This is a genomic window from Gordonia sp. ABKF26 (assembly GCF_041103195.1).
Taxonomy (GTDB): domain Bacteria; phylum Actinomycetota; class Actinomycetes; order Mycobacteriales; family Mycobacteriaceae; genus Gordonia; species Gordonia terrae.
Map to the genome: position 1 here is coordinate 5295269 of NZ_JBGCVZ010000003.1, position 22693 is coordinate 5317961.

Annotated in this window: 20 protein-coding genes and 1 pseudogene; 4 read left to right on the plus strand and 17 right to left on the minus strand. The window is 67.3% G+C overall.

Annotated features, from left to right (window positions below; translation table 11 throughout):
- Positions 1-3: 3 nt before the first annotated feature.
- The 3 genes from AB4Z55_RS24585 to AB4Z55_RS24595 all read left to right on the plus strand — a co-directional run bounded on the left by AB4Z55_RS24585 (position 4) and on the right by AB4Z55_RS24595 (position 3379).
- Positions 4-783 carry a cyclase family protein gene (locus AB4Z55_RS24585; protein ID WP_239403411.1) on the plus strand — a complete coding sequence of 260 codons (780 nt, stop codon included), beginning with the start codon at positions 4-6 and terminating at the stop codon, positions 781-783.
- The gene (locus tag AB4Z55_RS24590; protein WP_369520822.1) at positions 783-2456 is read left to right on the plus strand and encodes a thiamine pyrophosphate-binding protein; all 1674 of its coding nucleotides are present in this window, start codon (positions 783-785) and stop codon (positions 2454-2456) included. Before AB4Z55_RS24585 ends, AB4Z55_RS24590 begins: the two co-directional genes overlap by 1 nt.
- A 110-nt stretch (positions 2457-2566) precedes the next feature.
- Positions 2567-3379, plus strand: a complete 813-nt coding sequence (locus tag AB4Z55_RS24595) for a hypothetical protein (protein ID WP_354563306.1) — start codon at positions 2567-2569, stop codon at positions 3377-3379.
- A gap of 14 nt (positions 3380-3393) precedes the next feature.
- On the opposite strand, the gene ppk2 is transcribed toward AB4Z55_RS24595, so the two are convergent.
- The 5 genes from ppk2 to AB4Z55_RS24620 form a co-directional block, all read right to left on the minus strand.
- Positions 3394-4344, minus strand: a complete 951-nt coding sequence (gene ppk2, locus AB4Z55_RS24600) for a polyphosphate kinase 2 (protein ID WP_064569191.1) — start codon at positions 4342-4344, stop codon at positions 3394-3396.
- Positions 4345-4543: 199 nt separating this feature from the next.
- A complete protein-coding gene (locus AB4Z55_RS24605) occupies positions 4544-5065 on the minus strand; it encodes a DUF6764 family protein (protein ID WP_064569192.1) in 522 nt (173 codons plus the stop codon).
- Positions 5066-5174: 109 nt separating this feature from the next.
- On the minus strand, positions 5175-5615 hold the full coding sequence (locus AB4Z55_RS24610) for an SRPBCC family protein (RefSeq protein ID WP_004018990.1): 441 nt from the start codon (positions 5613-5615) through the stop codon (positions 5175-5177).
- A 90-nt stretch (positions 5616-5705) separates the two neighbouring features.
- Complete coding sequence (locus AB4Z55_RS24615) at positions 5706-6383, minus strand: DUF4166 domain-containing protein (RefSeq protein ID WP_004018991.1); 678 nt, start codon at positions 6381-6383, stop codon at positions 5706-5708.
- A 134-nt stretch (positions 6384-6517) separates the two neighbouring features.
- Positions 6518-7129, minus strand: a complete 612-nt coding sequence (locus AB4Z55_RS24620; protein WP_354563304.1) for a TetR/AcrR family transcriptional regulator — start codon at positions 7127-7129, stop codon at positions 6518-6520.
- Between the two features lie 129 nt (positions 7130-7258).
- Here AB4Z55_RS24620 and AB4Z55_RS24625 point away from each other — a divergent pair, with 129 nt between their 5' ends.
- Entirely contained in the window at positions 7259-7738 is a 480-nt protein-coding gene (locus tag AB4Z55_RS24625) for a PaaI family thioesterase (RefSeq protein ID WP_172622042.1), read from the plus strand.
- 12 nt (positions 7739-7750) lie between these two features.
- Here AB4Z55_RS24625 and AB4Z55_RS24630 read toward each other — a convergent pair whose 3' ends face one another.
- From AB4Z55_RS24630 to groL, 12 genes and pseudogenes are all read right to left on the minus strand, one after another.
- Positions 7751-9952, minus strand: coding sequence for a glycoside hydrolase family 3 C-terminal domain-containing protein (locus AB4Z55_RS24630; protein ID WP_369520823.1), 2202 nt, complete (start codon positions 9950-9952; stop codon positions 7751-7753).
- Positions 9953-9982: 30 nt separating this feature from the next.
- Complete coding sequence (locus tag AB4Z55_RS24635; protein WP_239403416.1) at positions 9983-10531, minus strand: hypothetical protein; 549 nt, start codon at positions 10529-10531, stop codon at positions 9983-9985.
- A gap of 127 nt (positions 10532-10658) precedes the next feature.
- Positions 10659-11468, minus strand: coding sequence for a tyrosine-protein phosphatase (locus tag AB4Z55_RS24640; RefSeq protein ID WP_180819472.1), 810 nt, complete (start codon positions 11466-11468; stop codon positions 10659-10661).
- 28 nt (positions 11469-11496) lie between these two features.
- Complete coding sequence (locus AB4Z55_RS24645) at positions 11497-12522, minus strand: alpha/beta hydrolase family protein (RefSeq protein ID WP_064569194.1); 1026 nt, start codon at positions 12520-12522, stop codon at positions 11497-11499.
- A 372-nt stretch (positions 12523-12894) separates the two neighbouring features.
- Positions 12895-13407 carry a hypothetical protein gene (locus AB4Z55_RS24650; RefSeq protein ID WP_354563299.1) on the minus strand — a complete coding sequence of 171 codons (513 nt, stop codon included), beginning with the start codon at positions 13405-13407 and terminating at the stop codon, positions 12895-12897.
- 68 nt (positions 13408-13475) lie between these two features.
- The gene (locus AB4Z55_RS24655; RefSeq protein WP_369520268.1) at positions 13476-14495 is read right to left on the minus strand and encodes an IS481 family transposase; all 1020 of its coding nucleotides are present in this window, start codon (positions 14493-14495) and stop codon (positions 13476-13478) included.
- 61 nt (positions 14496-14556) lie between these two features.
- Positions 14557-14934: an MSMEG_6728 family protein gene (locus AB4Z55_RS24660; protein WP_354563557.1), complete on the minus strand. Its 378-nt coding sequence runs from the start codon at positions 14932-14934 to the stop codon at positions 14557-14559.
- Between the two features lie 37 nt (positions 14935-14971).
- Positions 14972-16629 (minus strand): annotated as a pseudogene (locus AB4Z55_RS24665) (DUF222 domain-containing protein).
- A 60-nt stretch (positions 16630-16689) separates the two neighbouring features.
- Positions 16690-17349: a DsbA family oxidoreductase gene (locus AB4Z55_RS24670; RefSeq protein WP_354563555.1), complete on the minus strand. Its 660-nt coding sequence runs from the start codon at positions 17347-17349 to the stop codon at positions 16690-16692.
- A gap of 108 nt (positions 17350-17457) precedes the next feature.
- Entirely contained in the window at positions 17458-19056 is a 1599-nt protein-coding gene (locus AB4Z55_RS24675; RefSeq protein ID WP_354563553.1) for a DUF222 domain-containing protein, read from the minus strand.
- A 1200-nt stretch (positions 19057-20256) separates the two neighbouring features.
- On the minus strand, positions 20257-20757 hold the full coding sequence (locus AB4Z55_RS24680; RefSeq protein WP_369520824.1) for a hypothetical protein: 501 nt from the start codon (positions 20755-20757) through the stop codon (positions 20257-20259).
- 125 nt (positions 20758-20882) lie between these two features.
- A complete protein-coding gene (gene groL, locus AB4Z55_RS24685; RefSeq protein ID WP_004022854.1) occupies positions 20883-22508 on the minus strand; it encodes a chaperonin GroEL in 1626 nt (541 codons plus the stop codon).
- Between the last annotated feature and the right edge of the window lie 185 nt (positions 22509-22693).

Here is a 22693-nt window from a genome sequence, read left to right on the forward strand (position 1 = left end):
GCCATGACCGCAACCACTCTGGCCGGTGTCGTCGCCGGCCTCGCCGACGGATCACTCCGCGTCGTCGACCTGACCACCCCGTTGAGCGCCTCGACGCCGGCGCTGCGGCTCCCCGCCCCGTTCGCGAACCTGATCGACTTCAGTCTCGAAGAGGTCAGCGCCTACAACGAGCCGGGACCGTACTGGCGGCACAACAACATCCACACCGGGGAGCACATCGGCACCCACCTCGATGCGCCGATCCACTGGATCAGCGGACGCGACGGCGACGACGTGTCACAGATCCCGGTGCAGCGCCTCATCGGTCCCGCGGCGGTTCTCGACCTGACCCGGGAGGTCGCCGACGACCCGGATCACCTGTTGACCGTCGCCGAGGTCGAGGCCTGGGAAGGCGACCACGGGCGGCTCACCGCCGGTACCTGGCTGCTGCTCCGGACCGGCTGGGAATCGCGCGGTGGCTCCGAAGCCGAGTTCCTCAACGCCGACGAGACCGGGTCGCACACTCCCGGGGTCTCGGTGGAGTGCGCGCAATGGTTGGCCACCGAACGCGAGATCACCGGCCTGGGCGTCGAAACCGTCGGCGTCGACGCCGGTCTCGCCGGTGGCTTCGATCCCGCGTTCCCCGTGCACTACCACTTCCTGGGCAACGACAAGTACGGGCTCACCTCCCTGCGCAACCTCGGTTCGCTTCCGCCCACCGGTGCGGTGATCGTGGTGAGCCCCCTGCCGATCGTCGGGGGCACCGGCAGTCCGTCGCGCGTGCTGGCGATCGTCGAGGGCTGATGGAGGCACCCGGCCGCTACGGCCCGACGGTCGCCGACGTGGCGGGCCGGGTACTCGCGGATCTCGGTGTCGGCCACGCGTTCGGTGTGGTCGGCAGCGGGAACTTCGTCCTCACCAACGCCCTTCGCGAGGGTGGGGTGCCGTTCGCCGCCGCCCGTCACGAGGGCGGGGCGGCGAGCATGGCCGACGCCTACGCGCGGATGTCGGGACGCGTGGGCGTGCTGTCGGTCCACCAGGGCTGCGGACTGACCAACGCGATGACCGGCATCGCCGAGGCGGCCAAGAGCCGGACACCGATGATCGTGCTGACCGCCGACTCGCCTGCGTCGGCGCTGCGGTCGAACTTCCGTATCGACCAGGAGGCCCTCGCCGCGAGCGTCGGCGCCGTGAACGACCGCGTCTACGGACCGGGCACCGTGGTGGCGGACGTGACCCGTGCCTTCCGGACCGCAGTGACACAGCGCCGAACCGTGGTGCTCCACGTCGCGATCGACATCGCCTCGGCCGCAGCGGATTTCGACGGTCCCACGAAGCTCTCCGTCGAGGCGCCGCGGGTCCGGCCGGAGGCCCGGTCGGTGGCGCGTCTGGCCGACGCCATCCGCGCCGCGCGGCGTCCGGTCTTCGTCGCGGGACGGGGTGCGCGCGCCGCCGGACCGGAGATCGCGGCGCTGGCCGAAGTATCCGGTGCGCTGGTCGCGACGTCGGCGGTGGCGAACGGCCTGTTCGCGGGAAACCCGTTCTGTCTAGGCATCTCCGGCGGCTTCTCCTCGCCCACCTCGGCCGAACTGATCGCCGGTGCCGATCTCATCGTCGGATGGGGGTGCGCCCTGAACATGTGGACGATGCGACACGGCCGACTCATCGGTGCCGACACCACGGTGGCTCAGGTCGACGTCGACATCGACGCCATCGGCGCACATCGCTCGGTCGATCTCGGTGTGGTCGGCGACTGTGCCGCGACCGCCGCCGACGTGCTCGCGGCCCTGCCGCCGGACAACCCCGCACCTGTCGGTTATCGATCCGCCGACGTCGCCGCCCGGATCGCCGAATCGTCGCGGTGGCAGGATGTCCCCGTCACCGGCGAGGTGACTCCCGGTCGGGTCGACCCGCGGGCGCTGACGATCGCGCTCGACGAGATCCTCCCGGCGGAGCGCATCGTGTCGATCGACTCCGGGAACTTCATGGGGTATCCGTCGACCCATCTGTCCGTGCCCGACGAATACGGGTTCTGCTTCACCCAGGCCTTCCAGTCGATCGGACTCGGCCTCGGGACCGCCATCGGCGCAGCCTTCGCCCAACCTGGCCGGCTGCCGGTCCTCGGCACCGGTGACGGCGGATTCCTCATGGCCATCGCCGAATTGGAGACTGCCGTCCGACTCGCACTGCCGCTGGTGGTCATCGTCTACAACGACTCCGCCTACGGCGCCGAGGTACACCACTTCGGGAACGCCGACATGACGACGGTGACCTTCCCGGAGGTCGACATCGCCGCGATCGCCCGCGGCCACGGCGCCACGGGCGTCACGGTCACCGGACTCGACGACCTCGACGAGGTCCGGAACTGGGTCGGGTCGCTGCCCTCCCCCGAACCGTCGGGGCCACTGGTCATCGACGCCAAGATCACCGACGACGGCGGCTCGTGGTGGCTCGCCGAGGCGTTCGCGGGGCACTGACCCTGCCTGGCGGGCCCGTTTCACACTGTGGACTTGTCAAAGGTCGTGTGGCATCAGCCCCACCGCGCCGGTCGATGATCCACGCGCATTGTCTCGGTAGCCTCGTGGCTGTGCGTAGCTTCCTCAGTGCCCTGCTGACACTTGTCGCGATTGCGGCGACCATCCTCGCCGTTCCGTCCTTCTGGCTGGATCAGCGCATCGTCGACCAGGCGGGATTCGTCTCGACGGTCAGGCCGATGGCAGAGAACCAGAAGGTCAAGGATTACCTGGCGGACGAGATCGCCGCACAGGCGACCGCCCGGACCGATCTGCCCATCGCGGGCGCGCTCGTACGGCCACTCGCGGGCCGCTACACCGCGAGCGAACAGTTCCAGCAGGACTTCGCCGACGTCGTCGGGCAGCAACACGCGTTCCTTTTCGAGGAGCCCGCGCCGGGCTCGGACACCTCGGTGATGCAGCTCGACATCACCGCCATGATCAACCGTGCCCTGAACCTGTCCGGCGGCAACGCGATCCAGGGCCCGGTCGTCGTGGAACTGACCAACGGCGCCTCGGGTCTCGAGGCGGGCCGATACGCCGAGGTCGGTGGCCAGATCACCCTGCTCGCCTGGGGATCAGCCGCGGTCGCCGTCATCTCGGCGGTGCTGGCTCTGCTGATCGCACGACGCCGCGGAACCGTGTTCGCGTGGCTCGGACTCGGCGTGGTCGCGGCCGGTGTCTCGACCTGGGCCATGGGCCTGTTCTTCGCCGACCGCGCCAAACAGGAGGTCGCCGGTGCGGAGAGCTCGGGCCGGCAGGTGGCCGAGCTCATCATCGACGGCGCGTACGACGACGTCACCCGTGTCGCCCTCATCGTCGGTGGGGTGGGCGTCGCCATGTTCGCCATCGGGATCCTTGGGCGGTTGATCTCCGGGCGGCGCTGAACTGCTCGGGGCCGCTACTCCCCGATCACGTCTGCGGCGCGCCCGACGATCAGCGGGTCGGGCGTACCCACGAACGACTCGTTCTTGCCGTCGTAGTCGAACAGACTCAGCACGTGACGCATGGCGTTGATCCGCGCCCGCTTCTTGTCGTTGGACTTCACCACCGTCCACGGTGCGTGGTCGGTGTCGGTGGCGGCGAACATCGCCTCCTTGGCCTCGGTGTAGGCATCCCACTTGTCGAGCGACGCCAGGTCCATCGGTGACAGCTTCCACTGCCGCACGGGATCGATCTGACGGATGGCGAACCGGGTCCGCTGCTCGAGCGGGGTGACCGAGAACCAGAACTTGACCAGATTGATCCCGTCGTCGACGAGCATCTTCTCGAACGCCGGGACCTGTGCGACGAACTGTGTGTACTGCTGCGGGCTGCAGAATCCCATCACCCGCTCGACGCCGGCACGGTTGTACCAGGAGCGATCGAAGAACACCATCTCACCGCCGGCGGGCAGGTGCTGGACATAGCGCTGGAAGTACCACTCGGTGGCCTCGCGTTCACTGGGCTTCTCCAGTGCGATGGTGCGGGCACCGCGCGGGTTGAGATGTTCGTTGAAGCGTTTGATGGTGCCGCCCTTGCCCGCGGCGTCGCGACCTTCGAAGACCAGCAGGTGCCGCTGCCCGGTCTGTTTGGACCACTTCTGCAGTTTCAGGAGCTCGATCTGCAGGCGCCGCTTGGTGACCTCGTATTCGCGGCGACTCATCCGCTCCTCGTACGGATAGTCCTCGCGCCAGGTGTCGACGACGTTGCGCTCGGGCAGGGTGAGCAGAACCGGGTCGTCGTCATCGTCGTCGTTGACCGTGAAGTGGGTGGTGTCGTGGAGGTCGACGAGCTGCTGGAGCGCTTCGCGGCCGTTCAGCACGCTGAAGTCGGGGCCGATCTGGGTGTCGGGACTGTGGAGGTCGGTCACTCCACAACGATAGGACGAAGGGACGAACGACGCCCGACGCTCCGGTTAACGACCGTCGCGCCGGGCGTGTTCTGTCTCTCAGATGTCGTGCGCTCGGTGGCTTCGACTCGCTGCGCTCGGTGGCTTCGACTCGACTCCTCGCTGCGCTCGGTGTCGGCTCAACCAGCGGTGGTGCAGCTCGGTATCGGCCGGTCTGAGGTCAGTTCCGCAGGTCGATCGAACCGGAGTGCAGGCAGGCCTTGCCGGTGCTGGTGTCGAACGCGGCTGCGAAACCACCGCTGCACCGGGCACCTTCGGGGCCGGCGTAGGCCTCGCCGCCCCAGCCACCGACCGCGACGGTGGTGCCGCCCCGGCGCGCCTGCGCGACGGACAGCGCGCTCGGCCCGGTCGTGACCGAGTAGGCGTTGCCCCGGCTGTTGGCACCGGCGAGGGCCGTCGAACCCGGTTGCAGGTTGTACGCCGCAGCGTTTCCGCCGTTGTCCGACACCGAGATCGCGGTGCCGCCGCCGCTGCGTTCATCGGCGGTAGCGCTACTGCCGAGGCCGGCCTTCGCGCCGCATCCGCTCCGTCCCTCGACCCGCTCGACCTGGTGACCGTTCGACACCGAGCAATGCGTCGACGCCGAGGAGACCCCTTCGCCCGACAGCCCGGCGAAACCGACACATCCGGCGATCCCCGCCGCCAGGACCAGGCCGCGAACGGCAAACTTCTTGATTCTCAACTGCTTTGGCCTCCATTGATCGGGCGCCCGGTAGGGAACGCCCTCAGCGTACAGGGGCCGGCGCAGGGGAGGAGTCGATCGACCCGTCACGTCCGGGTCACGATCGCCCTCAGGCCGCCGCGCGCTTCTCCACTTCGGCGGTGAGCCCCTTACGGGCGGTGTCCACGGCCATCTTCTGGGCGCGTTTCACGATGAGTCCGGGCAGCTTGATCTTCAGCTCGACGGCGAGATCGAACCGGACCCGGGCCCCCTTGTCGGTCTCGGTGACCGTGTATTTGCCGTGCTGTTCGCTGAGCTGATTCGATTCGATGAGGTGCCACTCGCACGAGTTGGGAGTCCACTCGTAGGTGCACGTCTGTTCGTCGGAGATGCCCGCCGCGGTGACGACCATCCGCACCTTCTCGGGCGTGCCGTCGTCGTGACTGGTCAGGATCTCGGCTTCCTTGTGCGGGCCCGACCACTCCGGCAGGGACTCGATGTCCATGAGCACTTCCATCACCACCGAGACCGGGGCGGCGACGTCGAATTCGATGTTCGCTGAGACAGCCATGCGCAGAACCTACCGCGCGCCCGTGCCGCCGATGCAACGAACCGTCGACGACGTGTCGACCCGCGGCGGAGTCGCCCGGGATGACAGCGATCAGCTCTCGCGGTCGACCAGGTTGACCGGCCACGCCTCGTCGGGGATGTCGCGTAGAGAGCAAGCCTGGTCGACCGCGGTGAACCAGCCACGAAAGTGCATGATCTCGCCGATGACCGGGTTGCGAACGGTCGCGTCGCACCGGAAGCGATCCCGTTTCTCGTCCCACCCCTCGATGTACTTCATCTGAGCGGTGAACAGCCCTTTCATCCCGACCTTGGGTCCGCGCCCGAGCCAGCGCATCGGCCCGCTCTCCAGCAGCAACTCGCCGGACCGCGTCACCGACGGCTCGATGGGATACAGGAACTCCGGGCCGTCGCCGAAATAGTCGACCAGGCCCGTTCGCCCGGCGACGAGCAGTGAGTTCAGCTTGCGGGGGCCGGTCGTGTACTGGAAGTTCCGCAACACCGCGAGCGACTCGCGCCCGAGCTCGTCGGAGTAGCAGTAGTACCCCTGGGTGAACGGCACCATCCGGCTCGTCTTCGAGGGCAGCGCGTTGCGTTTGGCGTAATGCCACAGCGCGGGCGGCGGCAACGCGGAGGAGATGTACACCGACTCGTAGATCCCGCTACAGATCTGGGCGACACCGGATGTCGAGTCGATGCCGTAGCGCCATGCGACGTTGGGATGCAGACGGTCGAAGTCCGAACCCAGCGCATGCCGGAAGACCGGCGTCATGGCGTCATCCTCCCGAGATCACCCAGCCATCCGGGCCGGCACCGACGGTGAACGGGCGCAGGCCAGGCGTCACCCCCACGGTGACGACATGGTGAACCTACTAACGGAGCACACGCGTGTCCAACGTCTCAGACCTATCGGCGCCGATCGACCGCGGCGTCACACAGGCTCGCCAGTTCGGCGATGACGCGATCGAGGGGTTCGACGCTGCGCCGTGTCTGGCACAGTCCGACCGCTCCCTCGACCGCCGCGATGATGAGGTTGGCCAGCGAGTCGGCACGGTCGCTGTCGACGCCGTCGACCACCAGCCGCGCGGTGACCAGGTCGGCCCAGCGCTGCAGGATCTCGGCGGAGGCGTCCGCCACCGCGGGTTCGCTGCGGCGGGCGAGTCCGCCGGCGAGGACCGGACACCCGAACTGGAAATCGGTGTTGACCAGCAGACGCCGCCACACCCCGCCGATTTCGCGCACCGTGTCGGCCGGGGTCATCGCGGTCGGGCGCCCGATGCGCTCGGCGATGAACTCGCCGGCGTACCGGACCGCCTCGGTCATCAGCTGGGTCTTGCCGCCCGGGAAATGGTGGTAGATGGACCCGCGAGGTGCGGAACTCGCGGAGATGACGTCGCCGATCGACGTGGCGGCCACGCCGTCGCGACCGATCAGGTCGGCCGCGTGCACGACCATGCGTTCACGCGGGCCCCGGTCGTCCGCGCCGGTGACCACGGACTCGGCGGGATGTGACGCCATGCAGCAACAACTCCTATGCCGACCCTCATATATCTGATGTCCTGCGCCAGCATACAGAGCATCCGCCGAGGTCATCGCCCCCGCGATGAACCCACCCGGATATGCACACCTTCATAATCACTGTCGAGTATGCAACCATGCATAGTCATGACGACCACCGACGCCCCGACCGACCCCACCGCCATGTCCGGACTCGAACTACTGCGCGCCTGGCAGGCCGACGGCGCGGGCTCCGACCGTCCGAGCATCGGCCGCCTCCTGGGCATGGTCCCCAAGCAGATCGACGAGGGCGCGGTCACCTTCGCCGTGACCCCGCAGCCCGACTTCGCCAACCCCCTCGGCACCGTCCACGGCGGCATCTGCGCCACGCTGCTGGACTCGGTGATGGGGTGTGCCGTGCACACCACGCTGCCCGCCGGCGTCGGCTACACGACCCTGGAGCTGAAGGTGAACTACATCCGCTCGGTCGCCGTCGATGCCGGGGAGCTGACCGGCGTGGGCACCGTCATCCACGCCGGCCGCACCACCGCGACCGCCGAGGGCAAGGTGTTCGCCGCCGACGGCAAGCTCGTGGCACATGGAACCACCACCTGCATCGTGTTCCGGTAGCCCGCAGGCCGGTCAGTCCGTGCGCGCAGCCGCGATGATCCCGGTGATGCCCTCGTCTCTCATCCCGAAGCCGGCGAGGCGACCGAGCGGGATCGACGCGAGCATCCGCGCCATGTCGACACCCAGCGCGTCGTTCCCGGCACTCATCAGCGGGTTGTTCTCGGCCAACTCCGCGAGCGCCTGCGCCGCAGCCGGATTCGCCAGGACCTCGCCCAGGGTCGAGTTCTCGTCGATCGGGAGGACCACGTCGTCTCCGCTGATCTCGACGGTCGTGATCAGCCGGATGTCGCGGCTCGACGCGCCGACCTGGATCGCGTACTCACCCGCCTCGACGATCCAGCGATCGACCCGGGTGTCCCAGTACGCGAGGTCGTTTCGGTCGATCGTGACCGACACGGTCTCGGACTCACCGGGCTCGAGGTCGCGGGTGACCGCGAAACCCGCCAGCTCACGCGGCGGACGACCGACGCGTGAGTCCGGCTTCGACGTGTAGATCTGGACCACCTCGCGCCCGGCGCGGGGTCCGGTGTTCGTGACCGTCACCTCGACGATCACTCCGTCGACGACCGAATCCTCCGTTGCGACGGAGAGATCCGAGTGCTCGAACGTCGTGTAGGACAACCCGTGCCCGAACGGGTACGTCACCTCGAGGTCCCGCGCGTCGTACCAGCGGTAGCCGACGTGAATCCCCTCGCCGTACCGGATGTGGGAGTTCTCGTTCGGGAAGTTGAGGTAAGCCGGCGCGTCCTGCAACCTGACCGGCACGGTCTCGGTGAGCCGCCCCGACGGGTTGACCGCGCCGACGAGCACGTCGGCGATGGCCCCGCCCCCGGCCTGGCCGAGGAGCGCACCGTCGAGGACCGCGGGGGCCGCGGCGATCGCTTCGAGGCGGAGGACTCCACCGTGGGCGAGCACGACCACGGTGCGGGGTTGCACCGCGAGGATTCGGGTCAGCAGTTCGATCTGATCCGACGGCAGTTCGATGTCGTCGCGGTCGAAGCCCTCCGACTCCTGCGACGCCGCCAGTCCCAGGAACAGGACGGCGACATCGGCCTCGGCCGCGGCGGCGACCGCCTCGGCCGCATCCGCCAGCGCATCGTCGGTGGAGAAGCCAGGGGCGTACGTCACCGTGTGACCGGCCGCCCGGATCTCGTCCACCGGCACATCAAGGCGCGTCGGGTTCACGTGTGAGCTGCCCCCGCCCTGATACCGGGGTTCGCGCGCGAACTCGCCGATGACCACGACGGATTGCCCGGAAACCAGTGGGAGAACGGCGCCCTCGTTCTTCAGTAGGACGATGGACCGCCCCGCCGCCTCCCGGGCGAGGCGGTGGTGCAGATCGGGATCGACGACGACTCGGCCCGCGCGACCGGCACCGGCCCGCTCGGCGAGCCTCCGGACCGCCCGCGCCGATCGGTCCACGGCCGCCTCGTCGAGAGTCCCGTCCTCGACGGCGTCGACGATCTGCGCGTCGGTCCGCCCGCCGGACCCGGGCATCTCGAGATCGAGTCCGGCCGCGACCGCACGGACGCGGTCGGCGACGGCACCCCAGTCGGAGACCACCACACCGTCGAAGCCCCACTCGCCGCGCAGCAGGTCGGTGAGGAGCCAGTGGTTCTCCGATGCCGGGATGCCGTTGATGCGGTTGTAGGAACACATCACGGTCCAGGGATCGGCCGAGCGGATGATGTGCGCGAAGGCGCGGAGGTAGATCTCGCGCATCGGCCGGGGATCGACGTCCGAACTCGACCGCATCCGGTCGTCCTCGGCATTGTTCAGCGCGAAGTGTTTGGGTGATGTCCCGACCCCGATGCTCTGAACACCCTCGATCCACGCCGCGCCGAGCCGGCCGGTGACGAACGGGTCCTCAGAAAAGTACTCGAAGTTCCTGCCGCACCGCGGATCTCGTTTGATGTTCACTCCCGGACCGAGCAGAACGTCGACGCCGAGACCGCGGGCCTCCCGTCCGAGCGCTTCGCCGACACGACGGATCAGCCCGACATCCCAACTCTGGCCGAGGCCGACTGCGGGCGGAAAGCAGGTGGCGGGTTCGCTGCCGGCGAGGCCGAGGTGATCGGTCGCGCCGGTCTGTTTGCGGACCCCGTGCGGGCCGTCGGTGAGAGTGAGCGCGGGAATCGAACCCACCGCTTTCGTGGTCCAGAAATCGGCGCCGCTGCCGAGGGCGGCCTTCTGGGACAAGCTCAGTTCGCTCATCCCAAGACACTACCGACGAACGTCAGGCGCTCAGCTCGACCCGGGACAGTACACCGTGTACTCCCACTGGGTGCCCTCTTCCGGACCGGTCACCCGCACGACGACGGAGGATTCGGTGCCCCGCGGCACGACGACCCGGGCGCTACCCGTGCCCTGGTTGCGATTGTCACCGACGTACCCGGTGTTGTGAATCAGTCTGCCCTGGTAAAACACTCGGATCTCATCGGGCTGATCGAGCGTTTCGTACCGCAGGGTGAAGCGGGTGGGCCCCGGCCGGCCCAACATGTACCGCGTCTCCGTGACGCCCTGGCCTCCGGATCGCGTCTCCTCGTCACACTGCTGAACTCGCGGCGGCTGCACGCCTCCACCGATGCTCCCGACGAAGTCGAGATCCCGGAGATCCACACCGTCGAGGCTGCCGTAGTCGAGGTCGCGGGGATCTGCACCCTCGAGACTTCCGGAGTCGACCGACCCGCCCGGCTCCGCCCGTGCGTCCGGGGAGTCTGTCGTCGCGCCGATCGCGCTTCCGACGATCAGAACGGAGATCAACAACGACCGTGCCATAACTCCTGCGCGCATGGATCTCCGTAGTTCGGTAGAGAGGGTTCGCCCGACGCTATCGATCGGCACGAGTCGGCGGTATCCCCTCACCGGAGGAATCGGCACCGGCACTCGCACACTGCCGAGCTCATCGAACCCGCGTGCCTCACCCGTCGAGGTAGCGGTCGCGGAGGGTCTGCTGGTCCCGGACATCCAGGCCGAGCGCCTCGCCGAAGTAGCCCTCGATCCCGCCGTACCGCTTGTCCACCTCGTCGAACGCCGCGTCGAGGTAACCGGCGTCCACGCCCAGCACGCCGACGAGCAGCTCGGGATCGCCCCCCGCTGCGGCGAACCCGTCGAAGATGTGCTCGAGCGACGGGATCAGCCGCTCGTTGGTGAGGAGGTAGTCGCGGTAGACATCGTCCCTCGGAACCCCGAGCAGGGTCAGCAGAGATGCTGCCGCCCAACCGGTTCGATCCTTGCCGGTGGTGCAGTGCACGAGGGCCGGCGTCGTCGCCTCGTCGAGAAGTCCGCGGAAGAACTCGGTGTACGCGGCCGTCGCGCTGGGAAGGGTGATCATCTCGCGGTAGGTCCCGGAGATCATCTCGCGCGCCTTGCCGCCGGACAGCATCTCGCCGGCCTCCGCGACGACGACAGGGTCGGCGAGCACCGCGCCGATGTTCGCCGGAATCGACATCTGTGCGTCGGCGAGCACGTCGAGAGCGATGTTCGACGCACCGGGCAGAACCGGGTCCGGGATGGCTTCACTCTCGTGCGCCGACCGGAGGTCGTAGACGGTCGAGAGACCGAGAGCCTCCAGCGCGGGCACGTCGGCGGTGTCGAGGGCGGAGAAGTCCGTCGAACGGAACAGGACGCCGGATCGGACCGTCCGGCCGTCGGCGGTGCGCCAGCCGCCGAGATCGCGCAGGTTGGGCAGGCTCGGGATGGGGCTCGGCGCACCGGGGGTCGCAGTCACGGTCACATCGTGACAGATCTCGGGCCGCTCAGTCGGTGAGCGCGCGTTCGAGCATCGGCCACGACTTCACGAGCTGATCCTGCCAGTACGGCCAGGCGTGCGTACCGGGCGTGTAGTCGACGGTCGCGGGGATGCCGAGCTGGGTGAGCCGGCGGTCGAGATTGAGCGTGCACTGATGGGTGGCGGCCTCGATCGCGCCGCCGACCGCGATCTGATCGATGTAGATCGTGGTCTTGCCGTCGATTCCCTGGCTCTGCAACTGGTCGTGCGGTCCGGGGACACCCGTGCCGGTGCTGATGTAGATCGCCTTGCCGCGCAGCTTGTAGGCATTGACGACCGGGTCGTGGGCACGCCATCCCGGAGAGCCGACCGGCCCCCAGATGTTGGCGATGTCGCCACCGCCGCGGCCCTCGACGACCGCTCGGATGGCCAGCCGACCCAGGTTCGTGCTCGTCTCCGCGCATCCGCTGTAGGACGCGACAGCCCGGTAGAGCTGAGGTGCGGACTCGGCCAGACTCAACGACGATGTTCCCGCCATCGAGATCCCCGCGATCGCATTCACCCCGGTGGTCTTCAGCTTTTCGTCGATGAGCGGCGGTAATTCGCTGGTCAGAAAGGTTGTCCATTTGTTTCGCCCGAGCACCGGATCGACTTTCACCCAGTCGGTGTAATAGCTGTAGGCACCGCGCATCGGCACGACCACATTCACATTCTTGTCGGCGACGAAATCGACGATGTCGGTTTGCTCGAACCAGTGGCCGGTACCCTCCCCGCCACCCGCACCGTTCAGCAGATACAGCGTCGGACGGGGCTTCGATCGATCCGCGGGCACGAGCACGCGCACCGGGACATCTCGTTTCATCGAAGGCGAATGCACCGACAGGTCGAGCACCCGGCCGTCGGCCACTGCCCGGGCCAACGCCTGCGCCCGCGTCGACCCGCTTCCCGGTTCCGCAGACGCCAGTGACGGAATGGCCAGAGCGACAACGAGAGCAACGATCGAGACCGTCGTGGCGACCAGGCGTCGGCGGAGAGCACCATCCGCTGCGGACATCACAGTCCCTTCACATCACTACGACCGCGCCGTCGTCTCGACAACGGAATTCACACGTGCAGATATCGATCCGAATACGTTTCACCATACGCATCGGGCGGAAATGCGTCCGCGAATACACGGTCGGGCACCCTTGCCGTTCACCTTCAGCACGAGCGCGGTATAGCCACGGTTGGAGTCATTTTCACGATGCCAAATCTCGCGTGACGGGAACATATCCCGTCTGAGCAGCCATTCTCGCTCCCGCGACGCCCATTTCGGATGTCCGCGATGTCGACTCCGCGCATTTCGGCCGGCTCGTGCACTGCCGGGCGTCACGATCATCCGCCCGAGATTCGGTCGATCGGACGACAGCGCTCAGCCCGGGATCACTCACTGCATCACTGCTACGGGAAACAGTGTGCGCGGGTTCTGTAGCAGTGCCGGCGGGGTGACCGACGTCCGCTCGAGCGTGCCGGTCCATCGGACGCGACGGCGGTGCGGGGTGAGCGTCGCGGCGCGCGTCGAGAACTCGTAGTCGCTGACCACCTCGCCCCGCGCCAGCACGTCCGGGTCGGCCGGGTCGACCACGGCGACCTGGTCCCCCACCTTCACGTCGGCGACGAAGGACGCGAGCACGCGCAGGTCCTTCCCCGGCCGACGCCCCGGGCTGCACTCTTTCAGCAGCGTCCGCAGGCTCGCGTCGGCGCCCGACGACGCGTCGGCATCGATGCCGGACTCGGTGCCGAACCCGACGATGCGTCGCCGCCGGAACTCGGTGTACTGGTCCTCGGACGTGGCGCGGACGATCCACACCGTGCGGGTCGGCTCGTCCAGCTCGTGGGTATCGGCGACCGGCGGATCGGGCCAGAAGTACGGCAGTTCGTCGTCGACGTCGTCGAACACGGAGCCGTAGAAGTCCGGCGCCTTGCGGAGCAGCGCGGAACGATGGCTGCGATGGAGCCGGTCGTCGCCTAGCTGTACTGACCCGCCAGGTTGGGTACGCGACTGACGGGTGAGTTGCCTCGCAGTGCGGTGTGGCCGCGTTCGTGATTGTAGGTGCGAAGGAACTCGGGGAAGGCTGCGACGCGTTCGGTTTCGCTGAGGTAGGGGCGGGCGTAGGCCCATTCCTCCTGCAGGGTGCGGTTGAAGCGTTCGACCTTGCCGTTGGTTTGCGGCCGGTACGGGCGGGTCCACTTGTGCTTGATCCCGTTGTCGGCCAACAACTGTCGGAACATTCGGGACCGATAACATGACCCGTTGTCGGTCATCACCCGCGCGGTGGTGACACCGATAGAGGCGAAGTGCGCCACTGCCCGGGTCATGAACGCGGTCGCGGTTTCCTTCTTCTCATCACCGAGGATCTCTGAGTAGGCGTAGCGGGAATGGTCGTCGACGGCGTGGTGGAGGAACGCGTACCCCAGGTTGGGGCGGCCGTGGACTTTGCGGGGTCGTGCGGGCTCGCGGTGGGCGCTGGAGTTGCGGGCGCCCAGGGCGCGTCCGTGGATGCGGTGTCCGCCACCGTCGGGGATTCTGCCGAGTTTCTTGATGTCAACGTGGATCAAGTCTCCGGGCGCTTGGCGTTCGTACTGATGAATCTCGCGTCTGCGGGCACGTACGGGCGCCCCTGTTGCGGGGTCGGTCCATGACAACCGTAGGCATCGGTACCGGGTCAGGATGCGGTGCACCGTGGAGACGTTCACCCCCAGGTGAAACGCGATCCTGGCAGGCCCCCAGCGGCGGGAGACGCGTAACCCGACGACCCGGCGTTCCCGGCGCCGGCTGGTGCGATGCGGACACGACCGGGGTCGGCTGGAGCGGTCGACCATTCCGGCTGACCCTGCCTCGCGGTAGCGGTCGGCCCACCGTTTGGCCGTGGTAACCGACACGTTGAATCGATCAGCCGCGCGACGCAGTGGCCACCGGTCGTCCACGACGCACCGAGCCAGACGCAACCGACCAGTCGGGGACAACGGTGAATTACGGTGAGACACGAAGACCTCCGGGTTGAGGAGCGGTTCCTAGACAGCTCCACACCTCACTCGGAGGTCTTCCCTATGTCACGCCGACTCGCCGAACGCCGTACCTAACGTCCCGGGTCAGTACACCTAGCCACGCGGGCATCAGGCCCTGCGCGGCCAGCTCGGACTGGGCCCGGCCCACCACGTCGGGCGCGAACTCGGCGATCATCGGCGCGGTGCTGTCCGCACGTCCTTCGCCGGTCCACACATCGACGAACGCGAGCCCGTACGCGACCAGCGCCGGGGTGTGCCCGCGCCACATCGTGACCGCGGGATGGCTGGACCAGCCGTAGTCGAACAATTCGAGCGCCCGCAGGATCTGCAACGTCTCCACCCGCTGCTTGCCGAGCCGCGCGGGGTCGAGGACCTCCGCGGAGCGTCGGAAATCCGGGTAGGGCAGGAACGTCTGCATGGCGTTTGTGTACCCACTGCAACCGGGCACTCACACGTCAACGTGCCGGGGGGGCTACCCACACACCGTTCAGAAAGGCGGTGGGTTGGCGGCGTTCCACGCGTCGCTCTCTCGACGGTGGGTGGTGGTGCGGGCGGTTCGCTGGCCAGCGAGCGTGCTGCGTGCCTGGATGATCGGGTGGGCGCCCGGGGACGAGGTATCCGAACAGATCGCGGCCGTTGAACGCGTTGCCGACGAAGGTGTGTCCGGTCGGGGACTGGAACCAGGCGGTCAAGTAGTCGTCCTGGTAGTCGCGCCACATGCCGAAGGTCTTGATCCGATGGTGAAACCGGCACATCGGCTTGAGGTTGTGGTGCGCGGTGGCACCACCGGTCGACGGCGAGCCGTGGTCGAACGGGATGGTGTGGTCGAGATCGGTGGTCCACACCGGCTGGTTGCATCCGGGGAACGTGCAGCACAGTTCGCCGCATCGCACCAGCGTGTGGAGTTTGCGGCTCGGGGCGTAGCGGGACCCGACATCGGCAGTGGGATCGGAGGCGTGGCCGGCTGGTCGGGTACGGCCGGTGGTGACAAAGGAGCGTTGCGCGTCGACGAGGAGCGAGCGCATGCTGTCGGCGTCGATCAGTCCGTGGCCGTCGAGGAAGCCGGGGTCGTCGTCGAGGCCGAGCAACGTCGACAGGTTCACCACGATGTGGAACATGGGCACCGGCCGGTGCGGTCCGGTGGCGGTCGGTTGGGCCGGTTCGGGTGCCGGGGCCGATTCGGGTGCTTCCGCAAGGGGGTCGTCGGCTTCGACTGTTGGCGAGCCGCTGTCCAACTCGGTGTTGGTGTCGTCGAGGTCGGCTACTGGTTGGGGTGCGCATCGTGGGCAGCGGCAAGCCAGGGTGTCGAGGTGGGCGGCGAGGGCGATCATCGCGTCAGCGCGTCGTTGTTGCTTGTTGCGGGGGTCGTCGGGGTGTACGGAGGCGGCCATCGCGTTGAGTTGCGCGTTGAGTTCGGCGGCGTCGGTGACCGGGAGGGTGCCGGTGATGCGGGATTGGCCGGGGTGGAACCGGTCGGGCCCGATGGTGACGTTGCGGTCGGCGTCGGCGCGTCCACGGCGGTGGCGCACTGCGTCGGGAGCAAGCCTCGCAACGATGGCGTCGACCAGGGCGGTGAACTGGGTTGTCGACATCGGTGGGCGGGCCAGGATCGCCTCGGCGAGATGGGCATCGACGACCTGCTGTCGGCGTCGGGCACGTAGTCGGTGCGTTTCATGGCGATGGTGAAACGTCGCTGGTCGATCCGTCCGCACGCGAGGGTGTTACCGGTCAACATGAGTCGGTAGCGCAAGACATCGCCGGTGCGGATGAGGTCACGGGCTTCGGCGGCGGGAATCATCAGTGCCGCACCGAGTTCGGCGGCGGCTTGGTCGACACCATCGGGCCCGTACTCGACGGAGGGGTCGATCCCGGCGGCGGCCTCGGCCGCGCGTCGATACAGTTCGTCTGCCGAGGAGGCTCGCCCGTCGCGGTGCTCGGTGCGGCGCAGCTGGTAGTCGAGCTCGCGTTCCTCGTGAAGCAGGCTTGCCGCAGTGAGGAGTCGGTAGGAGGCGGCGGAGGTGATCGACGCGCAGTGGGTGATGACGTCGACGATTCCGAGACTCACTCCAGCACAGGCTCCGACGGTTCGGTTGCGGCCTCCGGCAGCGCGCACACACCATCGACGCAGACGGCCGCGTCAGCGTCCCCGACCATCTCGAAAGGCACGAGCGGTTCAGACACGATCGCCCGCCTCGGCGCGTACCTTGTCGAGAGCTTGCGTGAAGATCTCCGGCGCCTGCGCCCCGGAGACTCCGTACTTGCCGTTGATCACGAAGAAGGGCACTCCGCTGATTCCGTACGCGCGCGCCTGGTCGATGTCGGCCGCGACGGCCGGCGCGTAAGCGCCCGAGTCCAGCGCTGCGATGACCTCGTCGCGATCGAGGCCGATATCCGCGGCCAGATCAGCGAGTTCGTCGGGACGGCCGACGTGACGACCCTCCTCGAAGTAGGCCTTGAACAACCGCTCCACCAGATCGAGTTGTCGGCCACGCTCTTTCGCGAAGTGCAGCGCCTCATGCGCCTTCAGGGTCTTGGTGTGCTGGAGGCTGTCGAAGTCGTAGTCGAGACCCACCTCGGCGGCGATCCCGGTCACCTGCTCGAGCATGCCCTCGACCTGCTGGGCAGGCATCCCCTTGTGCCGGACCAGGAAGTCCACCTCGGACCCGTCGAAGTCGACCGGCGTGTCGGGCGCGAGCTCGAAGCTGTGATACGTCACCTCGACGTGGTCACGCCCGGCGAACTCGGCGAGACCCGCCTCGAACTTGCGCTTGCCGATGTAGCACCACGGGCAGGCGATGTCGGACCAGATGTCGACGGTGATGGGAGCACTCATGGCCGTCTCAACATCGCCGTGACGGAAATCGTTCCCCACGGCGCCGAGCGCCTGTCCAGCGGCCGGGGCTACTGAATCGTCGACTCACCCACCCTGCTTCACAGGTGTTCAGAAGGGTGGTGGGTTGGCGGTGTCCCACGCGTCGAGTTCACGACGGCGGGTGGTGGTGCGGGTGTCTCGCTGTTCGGCGAGGTGGCTGCGGGCCGGGTGGTCCGGTGGTTGCCTGGGGACGAGGTAACCGAACAGATCGCGGCCGTTGAAGGCGTTGCCGACGAAGGTGTGTCCGGTGGGGGATCGGAACCATGCGGTGCAGTACTCGTCCTGGTAGTCCCGCCACATCCCGAACGTCTTGATCCGGTGATGGAAACGACACAGCGGCTTGAGGTTCCGTTGTGTGGTGGCACCACCAGTGGTGGGTGTGTGGTGGTCGAACGGGATGGTGTGGTCGAGGTCTGCCTCCCACACCGGTTGCGTACACCCGGGAAAGGTGCAGCACAGTTCTCCGCACCGCACCAGGGTCTGGAGTTTGCGACTCGGGGTGTAGCGGGATTCGGCTGGCTGCTGCGGCTGACCGGTGATGAAGGACCGGCGGGCACCGTCGACCAGCGATCGCATGGTGTCGGCGTCGAGCAGCCCGTGGCCGTCGAGGAACCCCGGGTCCTGATCGAGGCCGAGCAGCGTCGACAGGTTAACCACGATGTGGAAGGTCGGTGCCGGGGCGTGGCCGGTGACCGCCGACGGTGTGGCCGAATCCGCCGACGCCGCGGTCGTGTCAGCGCCGTCGGTTGGGGTGGTGTCGTCGTCGAGGTCGACCGGTTCGGGTGGAGGTGCGCAGTGTGGGCAGCGGCAGGCCAGCACGTCGAGGTGTGCGGCCAACGCGAGCAGTGCGTCGATGCGTCGTTGCCGTTTGGTGCGTGGGTCGTGAGGGTGCACGGAGGCGGCCATCGCGTTGAGTTGGGCATCGAGGGTGGCGGCGTCGGTGACGGGCAGGCTGCCGCTGATGCGGGACTGGCCCGGACCGAACCGGTCGGGTCCGATGGTGATGTGGCGGTCGTCGCCGGCGCGTTCGCGGCGGCGGCGCACCGCATCCGGTGCGTGTGTGGCGACGATCGCATCGACCATGGTGGTGAACTGGGTCGTCGACATCGGTGGGCGCGCGAGAATCGCTTCGGCCAGATGGGCATCGACGGCCTGCATGTCGGCGTCGGACACGAAGTCGGTGCGCTTGACCGCGATCTCGAACCGCTTCTGGTCGATCCGGCCACACGCCAGGGTGCTACCGGTCAGCATCAACCGGTACCGCAGGACGTCACCTGTACGGATGAGGTCGCGGGCCTGTGCCGCGGTGATCATCAGGGCTGCACCGAGTTCGGCGGTGGCCTGATCGAACCCGTCGGGACCGAACTGCGCGTAGGGGTCGATACCGGCGGCGGCGTCGGCGGCTCGGCGGTGGAGGTCGTCTTCGGAGAAGACCTGTCCGTCATGGTGTTCGGTGCGGCGGAGGTGGTAGTCGAGTTCGCGCTCCTCGTGCAGCAGACTCGCCGCGGTCAGGAGCCGATACGACGCTGCGGAGGTGATCGACGCGCAGTGGGTGATCACATCGACGAGCTCGGTGGCGGACAACTCGTTGTCGACAACCACTGCAGGCAACGACGATTCGACCCCGGACTCCTCACCCGAGATATCTGCGCCGCCCCCGAACTCCATAGATCAAACATACGTGCGACCACCGACAAGAATTGCCGACCGTCACTCGGCCGGACCACCCCGGCGGCGATGCCTGGGTGGGACGCTGATCACCGTCACGGGCAGCGTGGCGACCCTCCGATTCCAGGGTAAGCAGAACGCAGCGCTCAGCGCTGACGAGCCGAAGCACTTCCGATCGCGACTGTGGTGTCATTGATCAGTGGAACTGCGACCGTGCGAAACTCCTCGAGCAGCGGCCTGGATCGTAAACTCCCAGGAGCCGTGGCAGGATTTGACCGCTTTCGCCACTCCAGGGTTCGAGGCCTACGCGCGATTGCGGTTCATGCCCGACCCCGACGGACAAGACTTCGCCGCGGGTCCGGACGATCCCACGGATCAGGCCAAAGTTGGTCGTCTCTGCGAGTTGTTGCACTCTGCGACCGGCACTCCGGACGACTGTTACTTCGCAATCTGGGAGGGATGGCCTGATACCTCAACGGTTATGCGCCGGAGCGCCCGAATGATCATCCCCAACCGGTCCTACTACCTCCTGCACGGCCCGCTATCCGACTTCGGACGCTGGGGCGTGCGAGAGACGGGGCACAACCCGGCATCGTTTGTGTGGCCAGCCGATCACGCGTGGTGCATCGCCTCCGACGTTGACGCCCACTGGGCGGGCATCGGTGCGAATGCGGAGACCATCGCAGACCTACTGACCCACACAGACCTCGACATCGTTACCGCTGACCCCGATTCAGGTGCGCCCGCCGAGTACGCCGCGCCCACTCGATACTTCACTCGGCCGGACGACCACAAGTGGTGTAACACCCTGCGAGTCAACAGTTTCGAAGACACAGGTCTATTCTTATGAACAGTCGGGTGGTGGTGCAGGTGGGTAACGAGGAAATTTTCCGAGTCGAGCTTCGAACTGACCTGAGAGGGCCGGAGCTCAGCGACGCGATCCGTCGAGCTGTTTTGCAGCAAGCCGGTGACGCAGGGGCGGTCTCCATCGGTGACATGTTTGTGACAGGCAGCATCCTCCTTGACGAGGATACGATTCAGCACTCCGTCCGGGTTCGCCTCTTCTTCGGAGGGCCACACGCACGTCGACGCCGCTGAACACTTCGCACCGCGACGGAACCTATCGGCCGATCTGATCGCACCGGCCCAACGGGCCAGGTCGCGCACCGAGCAGGGGCGCAATCGCCCCTGTCCGAAAGCTCACCCCCGAGGCTCATCTCGCACTCCGGGCGCGATGGCGCGCATCCACACCTCGCGGATCGCCACACCGATGAGAATCAACACGAGGGAAACGGTGCCGTGTGGGTAGACCTCATCGACCGCGCCGGGGGTTGCGAGCACAAAGAGGCCCAGCGCTACGAAAGGCGCTGCGACCGTGATGACGCCGGCGACGAGGCGACGGGCTGCGAGCGCATCGACGATAGCGGCGATCACGACGGCCACGAATGCGGCGAGCGCGTATACGGTCGGATCCTGCCACCACTCCGGGCCAGACGACCTCATGAGATCGACATAGCCTGCGACGGTGGTGGGAGTGTAGATCGTCCAACCGTAAGACCCGCCTACGAAAGAAGCGTCGACCGCGACATACTCCGTCATCCACCAGGTGATTCCGCCTGCAAACAGCGCGGCGACAACGAACACCCACCACATGACGTGACCGACAGTCCTGGCGGTGAACAACACACGCTTTCGTGTCATGGCTGCAACTATGCGGCAGATTCTGCGTCGTAGCGCGTTTCGCAACGCCGAAGGCCGGCCACCCTTGCGGGTGACCGGCCTTCGGTTGTTGCTGCGTGAGTAGACGCAGGGATCTGATCAGGAGATCAGAATCCCATTCCGCCCATCTCGTCGCCGCCCGGCATGGCCGGGGCAGCGTTCTTCTCGGGCTTGTCGGCGACGACGGCCTCGGTGGTGAGGAACAGAGCCGCGATCGAGGCTGCGTTCTGCAGCGCCGAGCGGGTGACCTTCACCGGGTCGTTGATGCCGGCCTTGAGGAGGTCCTCGTACACACCGGTGGCGGCGTTCAGGCCGGTGCCGGTGGGCGAGTTCAGGACCTTGTCGGCGACGACGCCCGGCTCGAGCCCGGCGTTGATCGCGATCTGCTTGGCCGGAGCCGACAGCGCGACCTTGACGATGTTGGCGCCGGTGGCCTCGTCACCCTCGAGCGAGAGTGCGTCGATGGCCGGCTCCGACTGCAGCAGGGCCACGCCACCGCCGGCGACGATGCCCTCTTCGACAGCAGCCTTCGCGTTGCGGACAGCGTCCTCGATGCGGTGCTTGCGCTCCTTGAGCTCGACCTCGGTGGCCGCGCCCGCCTTGATGACCGCAACACCGCCGGCCAGCTTGGCCAGACGCTCCTGCAGCTTCTCACGGTCGTAGTCGGAGTCGCTGTTCTCGATCTCGCCGCGGATCTGGGCCACGCGACCGGCGATGGCGTCGGGATCGCCCGAGCCCTCGACGATGGTGGTCTCGTCCTTGGTCACGACGACCTTGCGTGCGGTACCGAGCAGCTCGACGCCCGCACCCTCGAGCGAGAGGCCGACCTCTTCGCTGATGACCTCGCCACCGGTGAGGATGGCGATGTCGGCCAGCATGGCCTTGCGGCGGTCACCGAAGCCCGGGGCCTTGACGGCGACGGACTTGAAGGTGCCCTTGAGCTTGTTGACGACGAGGGTCGACAGGGCTTCGCCCTCGACGTCCTCGGCGATGATCAGCAGCGGCTTGCCGGCCTGGATGACCTTCTCCAGCAGCGGCAGCAGGTCCTTGATGGTCGAGACCTTGCCCGAGACCAGCAGGATGTACGGGTCGTCGAGGACGGCTTCCTGGCGGTCGGCGTCGGTGACGAAGTAACCCGAGATGTAGCCCTTGTCGAAGCGCATGCCCTCGGTGAGCTCGAGCTGCAGGCCGAAGGTGTTGGACTCCTCGACCGTGATGACGCCTTCCTTGCCGACCTTGTCCATCGCCTCGGCAATGAGCTCGCCGATCGAGGGGTCGCCTGCCGAGATACCGGCGGTGGCAGCGATCTGCTCCTTGGTCTCGACCTCCTTGGCGCTCTTCAGCAGCGACTCGGTGACGGCCTCGACGGCCTTCTCGATGCCGCGCTTCAGACCCAGCGGGTTGGCGCCGGCAGCGACGTTGCGCAGACCCTCACGGACGAGAGCCTGGGCCAGAACGGTGGCGGTGGTGGTGCCATCGCCCGCGACGTCGTCGGTCTTCTTGGCGACTTCCTTGACCAGCTCGGCGCCGATCTTCTCGTACGGGTCCTCCAGCTCGATCTCCTTGGCGATGGACACACCATCGTTGGTGATCGTGGGGGCGCCCCACTTCTTTTCCAGGACGACGTTGCGACCCTTGGGTCCCAACGTCACCTTGACGGCGTCGGCAAGGCTGTTGAGGCCCCGCTCGAGGCCGCGACGGGCCTCTTCGTCGAACGCAATTTGCTTGGCCATGGGTAAGTGATCCTCCGAAGGGGGTGACACTAGGTTCGTATGGCCGGAACTCGGTGCCCGCGACGGACGACCGGTGTGTCATTCGGTACCGGCCTCACCGTCCCGACCTGGCACTCACAGTCCGTGAGTGCCAACCTCGTTTTTAGCACTCGACCACTGCGAGTGCAAGGCTGCCGCCGGCGTCC

What these genes read in the sequence shown, in the direction of transcription:
- AB4Z55_RS24585 (WP_239403411.1), top strand. Translation starts at nt 4, where the DNA reads ATGACCGCAACCACTCTGGCCGGTGTCGTCGCCGGCCTCGCCGACGGA.
- AB4Z55_RS24590 (WP_369520822.1), top strand. Translation starts at nt 783, where the DNA reads ATGGAGGCACCCGGCCGCTACGGCCCGACGGTCGCCGACGTGGCGGGC.
- AB4Z55_RS24610 (WP_004018990.1), bottom strand. Translation starts at nt 5,615, where the DNA reads ATGGCTGTCTCAGCGAACATCGAATTCGACGTCGCCGCCCCGGTCTCG.
- AB4Z55_RS24615 (WP_004018991.1), bottom strand. Translation starts at nt 6,383, where the DNA reads ATGACGCCGGTCTTCCGGCATGCGCTGGGTTCGGACTTCGACCGTCTG.
- AB4Z55_RS24620 (WP_354563304.1), bottom strand. Translation starts at nt 7,129, where the DNA reads ATGGCGTCACATCCCGCCGAGTCCGTGGTCACCGGCGCGGACGACCGG.
- AB4Z55_RS24625 (WP_172622042.1), top strand. Translation starts at nt 7,259, where the DNA reads ATGCAACCATGCATAGTCATGACGACCACCGACGCCCCGACCGACCCC.
- AB4Z55_RS24630 (WP_369520823.1), bottom strand. Translation starts at nt 9,952, where the DNA reads ATGAGCGAACTGAGCTTGTCCCAGAAGGCCGCCCTCGGCAGCGGCGCC.
- AB4Z55_RS24635 (WP_239403416.1), bottom strand. Translation starts at nt 10,531, where the DNA reads ATGCGCGCAGGAGTTATGGCACGGTCGTTGTTGATCTCCGTTCTGATC.
- AB4Z55_RS24645 (WP_064569194.1), bottom strand. Translation starts at nt 12,522, where the DNA reads ATGTCCGCAGCGGATGGTGCTCTCCGCCGACGCCTGGTCGCCACGACG.
- AB4Z55_RS24660 (WP_354563557.1), bottom strand. Translation starts at nt 14,934, where the DNA reads ATGCAGACGTTCCTGCCCTACCCGGATTTCCGACGCTCCGCGGAGGTC.
- AB4Z55_RS24670 (WP_354563555.1), bottom strand. Translation starts at nt 17,349, where the DNA reads ATGAGTGCTCCCATCACCGTCGACATCTGGTCCGACATCGCCTGCCCG.
- AB4Z55_RS24675 (WP_354563553.1), bottom strand. Translation starts at nt 19,056, where the DNA reads ATGGAGTTCGGGGGCGGCGCAGATATCTCGGGTGAGGAGTCCGGGGTC.
- AB4Z55_RS24680 (WP_369520824.1), bottom strand. Translation starts at nt 20,757, where the DNA reads ATGACACGAAAGCGTGTGTTGTTCACCGCCAGGACTGTCGGTCACGTC.
- groL (WP_004022854.1), bottom strand. Translation starts at nt 22,508, where the DNA reads ATGGCCAAGCAAATTGCGTTCGACGAAGAGGCCCGTCGCGGCCTCGAG.